Genomic DNA, 13,215 nt, shown 5'->3' on the forward strand with positions numbered 1-13,215 from the left:
GAGTCCTCGCCCGTCTCATCGGACCCGCCGACCGTAGAGGGTGTCTCGTTGGCCATCGAGGATGTCGGCCGTAACGGCCATGGTCCGGGCGATGAGATCAACGATGGCGTGTTGCTGCGCAGCGAAGGTTGCGGCCAATGCCATATCGGCGGCAACTACCACCCGGCTACCGAGAAGATGATGCCGGTGGGTGATGTGCCCGATGAGGCGAAGGAAGGCATCGACTGTCTGATCTGCCACGCAGCGGAATACGACATGAATCAGCGCTACGTGATCCAGGATCAGGTTGGGCTGAGATGGAATCAGGACCGGAGCATGCGCGCGGCGATGACCGTCGGGCGGGCCACCAACGGGAACTGCCTGAATTGCCACCAGCACAACATGGGCGGTGATGCCTACATCCACAACGTCGCCGCGAAACATCTCGGCGATAAGCATCAGCGTCTGCTGCATCGCGGCGCCAAGCGCGGCAACCCGTTCAGCCCGGAAGATGACGTGCACGCAGCAGCGGGCATCAAGTGCACCGACTGTCATGTGCCCGAAGGCCACAAGATCCCACGCGGGCGCAAGGGTGTGGACCTGGTGGCCACTGATCTACCCGGAAAAGAGGTCAGCTGCGAGAGCTGTCACTCCGAGGCGCCGCATAACGTCTCTGATCACCGCGCGTTGCTCAATGGTCACGTGGCCCGTCTGGCCTGCGAGACCTGCCACATCCCGCAGCTGGAAGATAACAATGTGATCCTGCGTGACTGGGTGCATCCAACCTGGAACGCTGAGGAGGGCATCTGGGAGCCGACCGATATCTTCCGCTCGGGCAAGCCGGGCGAAGGCCTGATGTACCTCTGGTTCAATGGCAACGGCACCTTCCTCGCTAATGCCCTGGGCAGTAATCCAGAAGGGGATGGCGGCTATGACCCGCTGATGAACCAGATCGCTCGGATCGACAACCCGGACGTGATCGCCGCGGTGCGCGAAGCCGCCGAGAAGCTGAAGACGCAGTATCCCGATATCGATGTCGATGCCTACGTCGAAATGGCCACCAACCCGCTCTCACAGCTGACCCCCGAGATGCTCGAGAAGCGCCGCAAGATGGTGTCTGAGAACCTCAAAGAGGCCATGCAAGAGGGCGAGAGCCGCATCTATCCGTTCAAGCCCTTCAACGCCATGATGTACGAGGACATGAACAACCAGGGGCCCTTTGGCGCCATGATCCTGCCGTTCGACTACTCGGTCTACTACGAGACCGGCGATGCGCGCGCCGCGGTGGTCAAGGCCGTTCAGGACCCGATCGTGCTGCGCATGTATCAAGAGCCGTTCAAGCTCTACATGATGGATGAATTCATGGCCTACTTCGGCGTCGACGGCTGGAAGACCATCTATCCAGTCGAGGACGGCAAGCTCGGGCCGCAGGTCGAGCCGCACTGGATGCGCCAGATGGGCACGCTGATGGTCAATCACGGCATCCAGCGCAAGGGCCATGATTGCAAGGCCTGCCACCAGCCTGACGGCATCCTCGACTACGCCGCACTCGGCTATCCGGCAGAGCGCATCGAGGAGCTGACCTCCAACGAGATCATCGCGGAGATCGAGGTCGAGTAAGGGACTCAGACCAAGTGCTGGCGCACCCGAGCACTGGCCCATTCGCTTATCACCACCGTCACCAAGATGACGATGAAGATCAGCGTCACCTGCGGCCAGGCAAGGGTGTCGACCGAGGCCTTGAGTTGCAGCCCGATGCCACCGGCGCCCACTAGCCCGAGCACGGTCGACTCACGGATATTGATGTCCCAGCGGAACAGGGCGATGCCGGCGAAGGCGGGCAAGATCTGCGGCACGATGGCGTAGTCGAGTACCTGCGCCGGTCCAGCGCCGGTCGCCCGGATTGCCTCGACCGGCTCTTGGTCGATCTCTTCGATTGCTTCGTAGAGCAATTTGCCGATGAAGCCAATCGAGCGCAGCGCGATCGCGATCACCCCGGCGAGCAGGCCCGGCCCAAGGATGGTCACCAACAGCAGCGCCCAGATGAGTGCGTTGACTGAGCGTGAGGCGACGATCACGAATAACGCAATCGGTCGAACCCATGTGACGCTTGGGGTGGTATTGCGGGCGGCCAGGAAGGCTACGGGCACTGCGATCACCAGCGCGATCACTGTGCCCAGGGTAGCGATATTCAGGGTGTCCCAGAGTGGTCGCCAAAGCTGATCCATGTACGACCAACGCGGGGGCACCATCCGCGAGAAGAGATCGGCGGCCTGACGCGGGGCATCCCAGACGAAGGCCCAGATTTGGTTTCGCGTCATGATCTCCCAGCAGATCACGAACAGCAGCACTAGCAACAGCCAGCCGAGCCAATGCAACAGCTCCCGCAGCGGGGTACGCCGACGCCAGACTGGGGTTGCTGCAGCGGTCATTTTGCTCGCTTAGCAGAGGTGATGTTGCCGAAGGTCTGTTCGCATCCTGACGGCTTCGTCGCGGTGAGCCTGCTGCCGTGTTCGTGCTCGATCATTGCAATCTCCGCCGCACCCAGCTCGAGCTGTACTCGGTAAGCAGCACGATGGCGATGATCAGCAGCAGGATCGCCGCTGCCGAGTCGTACTCGTAGCGATCGAGCGCGGTATTCAGGGTGGCGCCGATACCGCCCGCGCCGACGATGCCAATCACCGAGGACTCGCGGAAGTTGATATCCAGCCGATACAGCGAGAGTCCTATCAGGCGTGGCATCACCTGTGGCTGGATGCCGTAATTCAGCACCTGCCACCAAGAGGCGCCGGTCGCGCGCACCGCCTCGGCTTGGGCCTCGTCGATATCCTCGATGTCTTCGGCGAGCAGCTTGGACAGGAAGCCGATGGTGGCGAAGGCAAGGGTCAGGAAACCCGCCAGGGGGCCGAAGCCGACCATCGCGACGAACAGGATCGCAACGATGATCTCCTGCAGCGAGCGCGAGACGGCGATGATCGCTCGGCAGCCGAGATAGACTGGCAGCGGCGCGATGTTACAGGCGGCGCCGATGCCGATTGGCACCGAGATCAGGATGCCGACTAGGGTCGCGGTCAGCGTCATGGTTAGGCTCTCGATCAGGCCCTGTTGGATGTCGCTCCAGCGGCTGCTGAAGTCCGGCGTCAAGAAACCGCCCAGGAAGCGTAGGCCGCGCTCCCAGCCGTCGGCGGCGCGTGCCCAGTTCACGTCTAGGCTGCCGAGGCCAAGCGTTAGATACAAGAGCGCGCCGATGAGCAGCACCCAGCGCAAGCGCGCATCGGCGATCAACGGCGGGCGGCGCCAGTATCGCGGATAGCCGGTCTCGGGGCCGGTGTTGTGCTCGAGGTTGAGTCCCGGTCTCGCGTGGGCATCGGGCGGCATGGTCATGAGCATCGGCCGCGCGTGGGCTCAGAGCGCCTCGACGATGCGCTGATCGGTTGGCCGCAGTGGTCCTTGCGATTCCCCTTTGGTGCTCGGCTCCCCGGTGGTGGACAGCCCCTCGTCCTCGGCTGGGAGCGTGGGTCCCCAGTCCTCTTCGCCATAGATCCTGGTCAGCACCGCTGGCGTGAGTCCCTCCGGTGGTCCGTCATAGACGATCCGGCCGGCGCGCAGCCCGATAACGCGCATCATGAACTGCTTGGCGAGCGCGACATCGTGGATGTTGACGATCGCTGCCAGCCCAGGTCCCGGGGCTGTGCCCGTGCCCTGTCCGGTGCCGGCCTCGGCGCAGACCCCGCGTAGCAGCCGCATGATCTGACGCGAGGTCTTGGGGTCCAGGCTGGCGGTGGGCTCGTCGACCAGCAGCAGGTCCGGCCGTTGCGCCAGGGCTCGGGCGATGCCGACACGCTGGCGCTGGCCGCCGGAGAGCGCATCGGCGCGCTTGTTGACCTGGTCGGCGAGGCCGACCCGATCCAGCAGCCGAAACGCCTCGGCGACATCATTGGGCGGAAAGCGGCGCAGCCAGCTGCGCCAGAAGGGCAGATAACCGAGCCGACCGGACAGCACATTCTCCATCACGGTCAGTCGCTCGACCAGCGCATATTCCTGGAAGATCATGCCGATTCGGCGTCGTGCCCGGCGCAGACCGCGGCGACCGAGCCCGGTCAGCTCGAGCTCCCGCCCCGGGGCGTCGGCGCGATCGGCACCAGCTGCGGCGCCGCGCGTTGTCGCAGCAATCGTACCCTCGTGCACACCCCTGTTCGGGCCCGTGGTCGCCCCCGTGGCATCAACAGGCGGCCCGCTCGACGGCCCCAGAAAGACCTGGCCGGCGCTCGGCTCCACCAGGCGGTTGATGCAGCGGATCAGCGTCGATTTGCCGGCCCCTGAGGGTCCGATCAGGCCCAGCACCTGCCCGGCCGGTACGCTCAACGAGACCTCGCTTAGCGCCTGATCGCCGGTGCGGTAGCGCTTGCTCAGAGCGACCAGACGCAGCGCCGTCGGCCGTTCAGCCGGCTCAGTCACGCGCGCTCCGCCACGTCTCGCCGACGGACCGCGCCCGCGCTGGGCACGACAGTGAACGCGCCTGAGCCCGGGCCACATCGACGCCGCCGCTCCTTGCATGGGCAGGAGACAGGAGCGACAGCGTTCCACCACCGCGCAGGTCGATCGCGACTACTTGCACGCGTAGGAGACACCGTTCGCCGCATCGATCTTGCGGATCACCTCCCAGTGCTCCTGGAAGCTGATCGGGATGAACTGGGCCTCGCCGGACTCCTTAAACTCTTGTTGTAGCTTCGAGTCCTCCCAGGGGAAGCTGAAGAAAGCCTCTTTCACCTTCTCCGCCAACTCGGGCTTCAGGTTGTAGACATAGCCATAGCCGGTAGTCGGGAAGGTCTGCGACTGATAGATGCTGACGACCTGTTCCGGCTCGATGACCTCGCGCGCAATCATTCGTCGCAGAACCGAGTTGGCCACCGAGGCCGCTGGATAGTCCTTGTTGGCGACGCCGAGGATCGAGTTATCGTGCTTGCCGGAGAACACAGGCTCGAAATCGCGCTCGGCGATCAGATCGAAATCGGCCTTCAGGATCGCTGACGGCGCCTTGTAGCCCGAGTTCGAGGTTGGGGAGGTGAAGGCCAGCTTGCCGCCCTTGATGTCGGAGACCTCCTCGATGCCGCTGCCAGGATAGGTGATGATCTCCATCTCGTAGCCAAAGCTGCCGTCCTCGGCCGCCATCATCGCGAAGGGCACGAAGCCGGCGCAGTTGACCGCAAGTGGGTTTGAGCCAGTATTGAAGCCAGCCACATGCAAACGACCAGCCCGCATTGCCTCGATCTGCGCCGCATTCGACTGCACCGGGAAGAACTGCACCCGTTTCCCGGTGACCTGCTCCATGTGGTGGATGAACTCGGACCAAACCTCAGCATAGACGGCGGGGTCCTCGACCGGCGTGTAGGCAAACACCAGCGTGCCTGGTTCGATCCAGTCGGCAGGCTCGGTTGGGGCGTCGGCTACCAAATCGCCGTTGGCGTCGGTAAAGCGCGCATCGAGCGCGAATAGCGGTGCTGCAAAGAGGGCACAGGCAAGCCCGAGCAGCGCGCGGCGGCTTAGCCCTTGCAGCTTAGACAATGACGATGGATGGGTCGGTCGGCGCATCATGGTTCTCGGGTGGTAAGCTTGAGAGGAGAGTAAACGATCGTAGCCAACAACCCTGGAATGCTAGCGATCAATGATGACTCTTCGATGACGGTCGGCCTGCCAGGTCTTTGAATGTTTGAAATCTGGGGCGCTTTCCGAATGCCTGCGGGCCATTCGCCCTGCGCATGTCAGGGCTGTAATCAGGTTTCGCCGCTGATCAATTCTATGTGGCTAGAATGTGACGCGAAGGTCACGTTGACCATAATCGTCAGGTAGTCTGTGTCTCGCTCGTTTGCGCCATCGGACTGCGGATCTCTGGCTAGGCCGCGCGGGCACCTCTCGCGAGCCGCTAGCACCACCCGCCCGGCCTTCACGCGAAAGTTTTTCGCGCTATGCTCAGGTTACGCGAAACTTGATCGCACGCCCGCTAACGCTGAGGTGACGACGCCATGCCTGATCTGCTTCAATCTGCCCTCGCCGCGATACCCGAGGAGTTCTTCCATCGGCTCGAGGAGCGGATGAGCACCTGTACCACGATCGCCCATCAACAGGCCGTGCGTACGCCTCCGGAGACACCCGCGCATCGCATGCGGCTTGGCACCACACGCTATTTCGAGCGTGGCGAGGCGTTTCGGCTTAGTGCTGAGGACGTCGCGATGCGTTATCGCTATGAGCTGGTCAACACCCACGCCTTCGCGCTGGCGATGAGCGGCAACTTCCTCATCACCCATGCCAAGGTTGATCGCTGGGGCGACCCAATCGAGGAGAAGGAGTACAAGCAAGCGCTGGCGCAGAACAATCCCAGCAACTGCGAGCAGCTCGCGTTATGGGATGAGTGCGACCCGAATGCCGGGATCGTCTCCATCGTCGTCGTCCTCTCCGCCCAGCCGGGCTCGGAGCAGGACGAGACCCTGCCGATGCGCATCGGCTTTGGTGTGCCGACACGTGATCTGAAAGGCTGGCATCTGCTCAAGACCCTTGATCAGCTGTTTGCCGCCTACGCCGACCGTCGCGCGCAGCCGCTCGATCGCGCTCGACCGGTCCTCAAGTCCGACCGTCAACCGTATCCAGACCGCGCCAGCAGGGCTTCAGGTCATTCACAGGAATAAGGGTAACGACCATGGGTGCACGCACCCCCGGCTTTCAGTCAATCCAGCTCACCCAGGCGCGGCTTGCCCGCGGTCTGACACGCGTTGCGCTAGCCACCGCTGTAAAGCGCTCCGCGCCGACCGTCAGCAAATGGGAGTCAGGGCAACAGACGCCTGATCCCGACGCCCTAAACGCGCTTGCGCAGGCGCTGCGCGTGCCGCGTGATTTCTTCCTCAACACCGCCTTCGAGGCTGGCGAGCGACCGCGCTTCTTTCGCTCCATGGCTAACGCGACCAAACGCTCGCGCGAGCGCATCCAGCAGCATCTGCTCTGGTTGCAACGCATTAGTCACGATCTCCAGCAATGGGTTGATCTGCCCGAGCCTGACGTTCCCGATCTTGGCGGGCCCGATTTCCAGCTGCTGCAAGAACGCGACATCGAGGAAGCCGCCTCGCGGGTGCGCGAGCACTGGGGGCTGTGGCGTGCGCCGATCCCGGACATGCTGCTGGTGATGGAGAATGCCGGGCTCGTCGTCGGCCGCTGCTCGTTCTCGGCGCCGTCCATCGATGGCGTCTCGCACTGGTCGCTGGCCGATGATCGGCCCTACGTGCTGCTTTCCTCGGACAAGCGCACCGCTGTGCGCTCTCGCTTCGATGCCGCTCACGAGCTTGCGCATCTGGTTCTACATCGTCACGTCGACCAGAGTGCGCTGACGCAGCGCGACGAGTTCAAGGAGCTCGAGTCTCAGGCGCATCGCTTCGCCAGCGCATTGCTCATGCCCGCCGATGGCTTCGTCAACGAGTTCTCGGAGATCTCGCTCGAGGCCTTTCGCACCCTTAAGCCACGCTGGGGCGTCTCGATCGGTGCCATGATCTACCGCTGCAAGGATCTCGGGCTGATCTCTGAGGAGCATGCTGGGCGCCTGTTCAAGTACATCAGCGCCCGCGGCTGGGTGCGGGCCGAGCCTGAGGACGAGCGCCTGCTCGTCGAGCAGCCGCGGTTGATGGAGCGTTCAATGCGCTTGCTCCTGACCCAAGGCGGCTTCTCGGTGGAGCATCTGCTTGCCCAGCTGCGCTTGAATCCCAAGGACATCGAGGCTTTGGCTGGCCTACCCGCAGGCATGCTCAGTCATCGCCGCGAGCAGGTTGCGATGCTACCGACACCCAAGCTCAAGAACGGAGCAGCCAGCGACAGACGCGCCGCGGTGGTGCCGTTTCCGGGCCGCGACCTCGAGGCTCGTTCTGGTCACAATGGCGCGTCACCAGGCTTTGGCCCAGGCCCATCCCCGCACGGCTCAGCCTAAGCGCTCTTGCGGATGCTGCTGATGGGGGTCATGACCTGTAGCTGTTGATCTAGCAGCTCAATGCGGTGGTCTGCGGGTCCGCTGGCTCAGAGGTTGCGGGAATCTGTTCCGTTGAATCCTTCCGGCTCAAACCGATCGATCTCCAAGTAAGGATGCCGCAAGAGGGATGTGTCTCGCAACCGGTAAGACCGCCCACCTTTAGCGAGAGACAGCGAGCCTGTGCAGGGTCACGCGATCCTGCCCGAGCTTCGCAAAAGACACTGGTGACGCGATCTTTTGGCCGTTGCCGTTGTCGGAATAGAAGTTGCGTACCGGTTTGAATTGGGGTTAGAGTCAGCAGAGGTTGCGTCCGAGCATGCCCTGTCAATGACATATCGCATGAGGGCCAGCTGCTTCCAAAGGGGGCTTGATCCCGGCTGGCCGCCCGCCCCATCGATCACCCAGCGGATCGCCGGGTGGCTCGAAACAAGAACAGGCCACGGATGTCACGCCACGGATAGCTGCCAGTGGTGATGATCACGTCCACTAAGTGGCCAAAGGAGTGCTGATGAACGAGAACAGAATCCTAAGCGAATGGGTCGCCAGCATCGAGCGTGGTGACTGTGGTTTTACCTACGTGCGGTTCTACGCCGATGCACCCAGCTGGGTGCGCAACGAGGCGATCAATCGCTTCGGCAAGGGCACGGTCTTCTTGCCGCCACGGCAGAAGCGGATGGCCGAAAGCGCCGCCGCCTGAGTGAGGTAACGGCTCCGCGTTACCTGTCCGCATCGCGGGCGCCTCACCTCCCTCTTCATCTTCGCTGGATTGATCTTGACTGGGGCCTAGATTGATCTTGACTGGGGCCTAGATTGATCTTGACTGGGGCCTAGATTGATCTTGACTGGGGCCTAGCCCGGCTTCCTTCAGTCCAGCCGTTCGGTCGCAATCCGCTCCGACGCTACGCCGGCTCGACTCAGCACCTCGGCGACCGCCTCGATCGCGCTGCTTGGGCCAGCGACATAGTAGCGGGCGGTCTTGAGGTCCTCGAGATCCGATTCCAGCAGCGCCAGTAGGTCGTCGCAGGCGGCATCGACGAGTGGCGTGTAGGCGAAGTTATCGAGTGTGTCCCGCAGGGCGCGGCACCAGGGCTGATGATAGTGCATCTGCAGCGCAGGGACTGACCAGTACAGGTGGAAGGCCTCGATGCTGTCGATCGAGACCGCATGCTCGATCAGGCTCTTCACTGGGGCGATGCCGTCGCCGAGCGCAATGAACACCGCGGGCTCGGTGGCATCCTCAGCCAGCACGAAGTCCCCATAGGGTCCGGTCAGGGTGACCGACTGCCGCGCGCTGAGGGTCTCGAAGACCGCCTTGCTGAAGGCGTCGTCACCACGCCGCACCGAGAACAGCAGATTGCGACCGTTACAGGGGCAACTGGCGATCGGCAACTCCTGCTCAGGGCCATCCGTCAGTCTCAGTCGCGCGCGCTGCCCAGCCATGAACCGCAGCGTATTGGTGCGCGGGGTCTGCACATGCACCAACATGAGCCCTTCGTCTTGCGGCTCTAGCTTACGGATGTGGGCCTGGATCTCCTGCTCGGGTAGATCGGCCGGCGAGTGCGCCTCGGCGGCCTCCAGCTGCAGATCGGTCACCGCGGTGTGCGAGCAGGTGAGCAGATAGCCCATCTGCTTCTCGCGCTCGCTGAGCACATAATCGTGCTCGCGCAGCCGATAGACCTCGCCGGTGATCAGCCGTGCCTTGCATTCGCCACAGTTGCCGCTCGCGCAGCCGTAGTTAAGCCGCAGGCCCGAGCGAACCGCCGCCTCGAGGATGGATTCGTTGCCGTCGACGAAGAACTCGTGTCCGGACGGGATCATCTTGACACTGGCAGACATGATGCGCAGGAAGCTGTCTTTCGCAAGCAGTTGGGTTTGTGCTGCCTCGACGGCGGTCTCGGCCAGCGCTGCGCGGCGCGCTTGCAGCCAGACGCTGAGGTCTTGCGGGGTCTCGTTCGGAGAGGCATCTGTGGCATCGGCTTCGCGGCTCTTGCACGACATCTCATCGAGACGATCGCGAATCTCGTCGAGCAGCTGCTCTAGGTCCTCTACGCGCGCGACGCGCTGCACCAGGGCCTCGGCCAGGGCCTTGATGCGCGTGATCAACACGTCCTGACTGGGCAGGCGGGTGTCCTCGTCGTGGCTGCGAGGCAAGGCATCGGCCTTGATCTGCTCAACCCGCTCGAGGTCGCCGCTCTTCTCCAGGCTGACGCTTGGATAGACGCGCAGCAGATCGCTGATGGCGACCTGGCCCTCGAAGGTTTGCATCTCGCCATGGCGAATGCGCTTTTGGATCTCGGCACGGGTGACGCCGGCGAGGCGGGCCGCGCGCGATAGACTGAGCAGCTCGTTCATCTTGGACGCCTAGAACAGCCGGTTGAGCCCGTTCAGGGCCGCGACCCGATAGGCCTCGGCCATGGTGGGATAGTTGAAGGTGGTCTCGGCGAAGTATTGGATGTTGTTGGCGCTGCCGGGCTGGGACATGATCGCCTGGCCGATATGGACGATCTCCGAGGCCTGCTCGCCAAAGCAGTGGATGCCGAGGATGGCCATGGTCTCGCGGTGGAACAGGAGCTTGAGCATGCCGACCGTGTGGCCGGTGATCTGGGCTCGGGCAATGCTCTTGAAGTGGGCCTGGGCGACCTCGTAGGGCACCTTGTCGGCGGTGAGCTCGCGTTCGGTGCGGCCGATGGAGCTGATCTCGGGCACCGTGTAGATGCCGGTTGGGAATTCGTCGATCAGCGACCAATCGCATTCGCCATCGGCGATCACGGCGCCGACGAAGCGGCCCTGGTCGTAGCTGGCGCTGGCCAGTGCCGGTGGCCCGGCGACATCGCCGACCGCGAAGATGTGCTCGATCTCGGTGCGATAGGACTGGTCGACCTCGATCTGGCCGCGGCGATTGGGCGTCAGGCCGATCGCGTCTAGGTCCAGACCTTCTGTGTTGCCGCTGCGGCCATTGGCCCAGAGCAGCACATCGGTCTTGAGCTTTTTGCCGGATTGGCAGTGCAGGACGACGCCGTCCTCGCTCGGCTCGACGCGCTCGTAGGTCTCGTTATGACGGATCACGACGCCTTGTTCGCGCAGGTGGTAGCTGAGCGCGTCGGTGATCTCGTTGTCGAGGAAGGAAAGCAGCCGCTCGCGGGTGTCGACCAGGTTCACCTTGACGTCCAGGCAGGCCATGATCGAGGCATATTCACAGCCGATGACGCCGGCGCCATAGATGGTGAGGCTGCGCGGGGTGTAGGGCAGGCGCAGGATCGAGTCGCTATCGAGCACGCGCGGATGGCTGAAGTCGACATCGGGCGGATGATAGGGGCGGGAGCCGGTGGCGATGACGATATGCGCTGCCTCGACCTCCTCGATGACACCATCCGGACGGCGCACCTCGACCTGGTGTGGGGCGACAAAGCGGGCTTGGCCGAACAACAGCTCGACGCGATTGCGCTGATAGTAGCGATAGCGGGTCTGGACCTGCTGATCGATGACCGAGTCCGCGGCGCGCAGCAGGTCCGGAAAGGCGACCTCGACCTGATCGCGGGTATGTTGGAACAGTGGGTTGCGTCGATAGTCGGCGAGCATCTGGATCGAATGACGCAAGGCCTTGCTCGGGATGGTGCCCCAATGCGTGCAGCCGCCACCGACCTGATCATGGGCCTCGATCACCGCCACGCGCTGTTTGGCCTTGGCCAGTTTCATCGCTGCCCCTTCGCCGGCAGGGCCGGCGCCGATCACGATGCTGTCGAAGGTTCGTACTGCCATACTGCCTCTACCTTGGCGCGCTGCGGACACGCCTTACCGGAAATACTATGGCGGACAGACTCAGCGGGGAAGGCCGAGCCGAGGGCCCTCAGGTTAGCATAGGCCGTCAGCCCAGCCGGTTAGGTTTGGCCGCTCTGGCTCGGCTGCTCTGGCTCGGCTGCTCTGGCTTGGCCGGTCTGGCTCGGCCGTCTTAACCTAGACGCTCTGAGCGGACCGATCATCGTTGGACGTTAGCACCTGCAGGGCAAGCGGCCGAATCTCGTACTGCAGCGGGGTCTTGAGTCGCAGGCGCTCGCCATCGTTCATGATCACCAGCTCGCGCTCCTGGCGGGTCTCAATGCGCAGTCTGCGCGCCTGCTGCTGAAAGATGCGCGGATCTTGTGCCCAGTCGCCGTGCAGCAGGCGCAGCGCGAGCCGCGGCAGCTCCCACAACGGACCTTGGTGCACCCCGTAGAGGCCGAGTAGGCCCGAGTCAAGACGCTTCCGATGGGGATAAGGGCGCACCGCTGAGCCGATCGGGTTGTTCGTGATCACCAGCGCCCGCGTCTCAACCCTGAGGTGCTCACCATGGATCTGGATGCGCAGACGGTGATAGGGATAGCGCCACAGCAGCAGGAGCGCCTTGCGGATGAACCGCACGACGGCCTGGAAAGGTCCGCGACCGCGCACCGCCTCGCGGGTGCGCGCGAGCGCTGTGGTCAGGCCGATCATCGAGGCACAGAGAAACAGCTGACCGTTGACGCTGCCGACATCGATTGCCTTGACGATGGGCCTGTCGGTGAGGACCTCGACGGCGGTCTCGGGGCGCAGCGGGATGTCCAGATCCCGCGCGAGCAGATTGGCGGTGCCGAGAGGGATGATGCCGAGCGGCACCTCGCGCCCGAGCAACTGGGAGGCGACGGCGAGCAGGGTGCCATCGCCGCCTAGCACAAAGACCTGCGTGGTTTCTATCTCGAGCGCCGCTTGCAAGCGCTGCTGCCAGGAGGGCAATGCGCGCTCGTCATCTCCGAAGGCAATCTTCTTCAGACTCATGCCCTGAGCGACCAGGCGGCCACTGAGCTGCTCGCTGAGGGCAGAGACTCGAGCAGCGCCGGCGCCGGCTTGAGGGTTGACGACAATGACGGCCTGGGACATGGTTTAATGCTAGAGGTTTTCGATCGACGGGAGAGAATGACGTGGTCGGCATTGAAGTTGGTGGCCTGCTCGGGTTGTTGCATCTAATCATCGTGATCTATGCCTTTGTCAAGATCGTGCAGAGCGGTGCCGGCACCTTGGCCAAGGTGCTTTGGATTGGTGTGATCCTCTTGCTCCCGCTCCTCGGCCTGATCCTCTGGCTGCTCTTTGGCCCGAGCTGAGCTGCTCGTTAGTCTGAGCTGAGCGGTGGGTGCGCCGTTTGGCGTCGCCACGAAGTATCAGACGACCGGCCAGTCGATCCGAATGCGTTCAAGATGATGGACGCTCGGACATCAGCT

General features: G+C 63.4%; 12 protein-coding genes. 5 read left to right on the forward strand and 7 right to left on the reverse strand.

The features are described from left to right. Positions 1-1,599 (forward strand): cytochrome c3 family protein (locus ACY693_RS06665; RefSeq protein ID WP_462321050.1); only part of this gene is annotated, 1,599 nt, incomplete at its 5' end. Between the two features lie 5 nt (positions 1,600-1,604). Here the strand turns inward: ACY693_RS06665 and phnE (ACY693_RS06670) are convergent. The 4 genes from phnE (ACY693_RS06670) to phnD form a co-directional block, all read right to left on the reverse strand. Further along, entirely contained in the window at positions 1,605-2,411 is an 807-nt protein-coding gene (phnE, locus tag ACY693_RS06670) for a phosphonate ABC transporter, permease protein PhnE (protein WP_462321051.1), read from the reverse strand. 91 nt (positions 2,412-2,502) lie between these two features. Further along, entirely contained in the window at positions 2,503-3,369 is an 867-nt protein-coding gene (gene phnE / locus ACY693_RS06675) for a phosphonate ABC transporter, permease protein PhnE (protein WP_462321052.1), read from the reverse strand. Between the two features lie 15 nt (positions 3,370-3,384). Then, on the reverse strand, positions 3,385-4,437 hold the full coding sequence (locus tag ACY693_RS06680; RefSeq protein ID WP_462321053.1) for a phosphonate ABC transporter ATP-binding protein: 1,053 nt from the start codon (positions 4,435-4,437) through the stop codon (positions 3,385-3,387). A 150-nt stretch (positions 4,438-4,587) separates the two neighbouring features. Next, the gene (gene phnD, locus ACY693_RS06685) at positions 4,588-5,571 is read right to left on the reverse strand and encodes a phosphate/phosphite/phosphonate ABC transporter substrate-binding protein (protein ID WP_462321054.1); all 984 of its coding nucleotides are present in this window, start codon (positions 5,569-5,571) and stop codon (positions 4,588-4,590) included. Between the two features lie 431 nt (positions 5,572-6,002). Here phnD and ACY693_RS06690 point away from each other — a divergent pair, with 431 nt between their 5' ends. From ACY693_RS06690 to ACY693_RS06700, 3 genes are all read left to right on the forward strand, one after another. After that, a complete protein-coding gene (locus ACY693_RS06690) occupies positions 6,003-6,662 on the forward strand; it encodes a hypothetical protein (RefSeq protein ID WP_462321055.1) in 660 nt (219 codons plus the stop codon). 11 nt (positions 6,663-6,673) lie between these two features. Beyond that, positions 6,674-7,945 carry a helix-turn-helix domain-containing protein gene (locus tag ACY693_RS06695; RefSeq protein ID WP_462321056.1) on the forward strand — a complete coding sequence of 424 codons (1,272 nt, stop codon included), beginning with the start codon at positions 6,674-6,676 and terminating at the stop codon, positions 7,943-7,945. 547 nt (positions 7,946-8,492) lie between these two features. Continuing rightward, complete coding sequence (locus ACY693_RS06700) at positions 8,493-8,681, forward strand: hypothetical protein (RefSeq protein WP_462321057.1); 189 nt, start codon at positions 8,493-8,495, stop codon at positions 8,679-8,681. Between the two features lie 167 nt (positions 8,682-8,848). Here ACY693_RS06700 and ACY693_RS06705 read toward each other — a convergent pair whose 3' ends face one another. The 3 genes from ACY693_RS06705 to ACY693_RS06715 all read right to left on the reverse strand — a co-directional run bounded on the left by ACY693_RS06705 (position 8,849) and on the right by ACY693_RS06715 (position 12,877). Beyond that, positions 8,849-10,336 (reverse strand): 2Fe-2S iron-sulfur cluster-binding protein, encoded by a 1,488-nt coding sequence (locus ACY693_RS06705; protein WP_462321058.1) that lies wholly within the window; start codon positions 10,334-10,336, stop codon positions 8,849-8,851. A gap of 9 nt (positions 10,337-10,345) precedes the next feature. Next, a complete protein-coding gene (sthA, locus tag ACY693_RS06710; RefSeq protein WP_462321059.1) occupies positions 10,346-11,743 on the reverse strand; it encodes a Si-specific NAD(P)(+) transhydrogenase in 1,398 nt (465 codons plus the stop codon). A 195-nt stretch (positions 11,744-11,938) separates the two neighbouring features. Further along, entirely contained in the window at positions 11,939-12,877 is a 939-nt protein-coding gene (locus ACY693_RS06715) for a diacylglycerol/lipid kinase family protein (protein ID WP_462321060.1), read from the reverse strand. Positions 12,878-12,918: 41 nt separating this feature from the next. Between ACY693_RS06715 and ACY693_RS06720 the strand changes: the two genes are divergently transcribed. After that, entirely contained in the window at positions 12,919-13,098 is a 180-nt protein-coding gene (locus ACY693_RS06720; protein WP_462321061.1) for a PLDc N-terminal domain-containing protein, read from the forward strand. Positions 13,099-13,215: the final 117 nt, after the last annotated feature.

It is taken from the genome of Halochromatium sp. (assembly GCF_054919635.1).